1 protein-coding gene is annotated in these 2,056 nt (G+C 50.1%); it reads right to left on the bottom strand.

The features are described 5' to 3' along the window. The coding region (cas3, locus tag D6694_10910; GenBank protein RMH39729.1) for a CRISPR-associated helicase Cas3' at positions 1–1,901 on the bottom strand (1,901 nt) is incomplete at its 3' end. Positions 1,902–2,056: the final 155 nt, after the last annotated feature.

Raw genomic sequence — 2,056 nt, 5'->3', positions numbered from 1 at the left:
GTTGCCACGAGGATTCGTCCCTTTCGCTCATCGGGGCCCGAGTGCTTGCCATAATTTCGAATGACCTGCTCTTCAATCGAAATCCGGTCCTTGAGTGTAAACCGGGCATGAAACAGTTCTATAGTAGCTTGTTCGACGTTTTGATTCAGAAATTCATACCTCGCCTGAGCATCCCTGACTGTATTGGAAATCCAGCAGAGACACTTGCCTTCACGCACTTTTTCCCTGACAAGATCCAGAATATCACCCTGTTCGTGCACGAACGAAACATCCACCCGTCTCTTGACAGACTCCCTGCTTTCGAGGGGATACTGATGAAGTTGGCCTTCGGTTAACTCCGTGACCAGGGGATAATGCTCATTGAAGTCCAACGCTGGAAGTTCCCAACCGGCTCCGCCTGCAAAGGCGCCTATCAAACTTTTTTTCTGGTTTTCAGGCAAAGTAGCAGAAAGCAAAATGGCAGTACCACCCCCACGTGCATGTGCCCAAAGAATATTTTCGAGCAACTTGTTCATATAAGCATCACAGGCATGAACTTCATCTACAACGAAGACTTTCCCCAGCAATCCCAGGACACGCAAAGATTGGTGCCTGGCAGCAAGCGTAGCCAACAAGGCCTGATCGATGGTACCTACTCCTACATGGGCCAAAAGCGCTTTCTTACGGCTGTCGGCCAGCCAAGTGGAGCAAAAAACAGAGGCAGGCTCAGTGCCATCACCATAAGCTGGTTCTTCGGGAGGCTGAGGCATTATCGACTGGTGAAAGGTGGACATGAAATCAGCCCTGCTATGAGCCAACACGAGGGTTGGATGGAATGAGGGCTGAAACATCCGACGATAAACAGGCACCTTACCTGCAGCAAGGCGTTGGTACATACCGTTGGCAGTAGCCATCGTCGGGAGCCCGATATACATTCCCGCATCTCCATTGGCCACCATGAGCTTGTAAGCCAGAAGCAAAGCAGCTTCCGTCTTGCCACTTCCCGTAACTTCCTCGAGAATGTAGAGGGCAGGGCCTCTCTTTACTTGTTTATCTTCAACCCAGGCTTGCAGCGGAGTGGGATGAAAGTGTGGAATTGGCCTCGCAAAACAATCTTTCAATTCAAAATTGGCAGCTGGCTCAGCTGGCGACAATCCTGTTTTTCGCAATGCTTTCCCGGCTTGCTTCAGGGCACTTTCCCAATAGTGATCCAAAGAAATTTCAGTCCGTTCGAAAGGAAAAAAATCCTTGTTCGAACCAAGCCAATCTGCCAACGTACAAAGCCCTGCTATCCACCAACTGGCAATTTTGAGATTGCTATCTTCAAAGAGGGGCAAGCACCCAAGTTTGCAGCTGTTCAACCAATCCTCGACAAAATCAATGGCTGCTTCCAGGTCTTCTTCTTCATCAAAATAATCGCCAATGATTCTCTTTTCTTCATCTGGCGGCTTTCCGTGATGACCACTCATCACTGACATGATCAGATTGGGTATCTGAAATCTTGCCCGCCGAGTGGTCTTCAACAGGCCACGCTCGTCAAGCTTTTTTACAAGCCTCTCTTTCCACAACAAATACCCCAGCGTATCGTGCCGGATGGAATAAGACTTTTGGCTGTCTTTTGCTTGAAGTTTTTGCAGCAAATCCCGGCGCAAGCGCTGAAATGAAACGGCAAATTTCCCAAGGTCATGCAATGCCACCCAAAATCTCAGCCAGGTGCTTATCTCTTCTTTTTCTCTGCCCAACAAGGTCAGCAGGTGCCTTTGCCAATAGGGCACTTTCTCAAACAGCACCACTGCACAGGCAGCCACGTCCAGGCTATGATAGGGCAACAAGTGATACTCCTCTCCTTCACCAGCCTTAGCCCAATATTTGAAGTAGGATCTCATCAATGCTCGTGTTTTCACGGACAAATTTCCACCCATGGGTAGGGGGCTCACTTCCCCACCCCCTTTCGGGTGGTCAAATTTTTTCGAGAAAGTGCATCCGGGCCACCTGCCGGCGCAGGTGCTCGACGAGTTCGGGTGGCTCGTGGATGGCCACCACGTGGGCGTGATTGCCCAGGATGAAGTTGGTCAGC

Source organism: Gammaproteobacteria bacterium (assembly GCA_003696665.1).
Taxonomy (GTDB): domain Bacteria; phylum Pseudomonadota; class Gammaproteobacteria; order Enterobacterales.
This window is presented reverse-complemented; position numbering and strand designations above follow the sequence as displayed.